The organism is Stenotrophomonas sp. HMWF003 (assembly GCF_003061285.1).
Lineage (GTDB): Bacteria > Pseudomonadota > Gammaproteobacteria > Xanthomonadales > Xanthomonadaceae > Stenotrophomonas > Stenotrophomonas maltophilia_AP.
The window spans coordinates 1,159-2,099 of record NZ_QAIW01000401.1 but is presented as its reverse complement, the minus strand read 5'-3'; the positions used below and the strand labels follow the sequence as shown (position 1 = coordinate 2,099).

The 941-nt window shown below is 66.3% G+C and carries 1 pseudogene; it reads left to right on the top strand.

The features are described 5' to 3' along the window. Nucleotides 1-71: 71 nt before the first annotated feature. A pseudogene (locus DBR34_RS23725) lies at nucleotides 72-941 on the top strand (GPI inositol-deacylase); the annotation flags it as partial.

Below are 941 nucleotides of genomic sequence, written 5' to 3'. Positions count from 1 at the left end.
CCCGCTACGACTGGCGCATGACGTCCCGCCGGCAGGACGACCCGGTGGTGCTGTACGTACCACCGACGCGGGTGGTGCCGGTGGTGTTTGTGCCGGGGATCATGGGGAGTAATTTGAAGGCGATTCGCACGATAGAGTTGAAGGTTGGTAGTGGGAGTCAATCTACGACGGAGGCCGTTGCCCGGAAGGGCGAACGCGTCTGGAACGTAGACAGCACCACCAGCCCCCTCAAGGCCGACAACAGCACCCGCTGGCTCAATGCCAGCGCCGCCAAGCGCCAGCTGATCCTGCACAAGGACGCGGTCTCAGTGGACGATCGCGGCCACATCGAGCTGCACAGCAACGAACTCGTGGTGCCCCTGCCGGTGGGCAACAACAGCGACAGACAGCGCAGGCAGGTGCTGGCCAACCGCCTGGCCGACAAACGCGCACGCGGCTGGGGCACCGTCAGCTGGTACTCCTATGGTCCGTTCCTGAACTGGCTGGAGCAGACCCTCGCCGGGGCCACCTATCGCGAGGGCCGACCGAGCACGGGCATGCAGGATCTGCTGCGCCGGGTCGGTCGCAGCCCCGTCGGTGCCGAAACCGCGCCGCCCGTGCTCACCGACGCACAGGTCCGCAAGCTGGCGCATTTCCGCTTTCCCGTGCATGCGGCCGGGTACAACTGGCTGCAGTCCAACATGGACTCCGGTGCCGAGCTGGCCGCGCAGATCCGGCGCATACGTCAGCACTACGCCGCTCAAGGCCTGAGCTGCGAAAAGGTCATCGTGATCACCCACTCGATGGGCGGGCTGGTGGCCCGTGCCGCGTCGCAGTTGCATGGCGGCGACCAGGACATTCTCTCGGTGATACACGGGGTCATGCCGACCGACGGGGCGGCGGCGTTCTACAAGCGTTTCGTAGGGGGATTCAACGGCGAAGGCGATGGGCTGCTGGGCCGG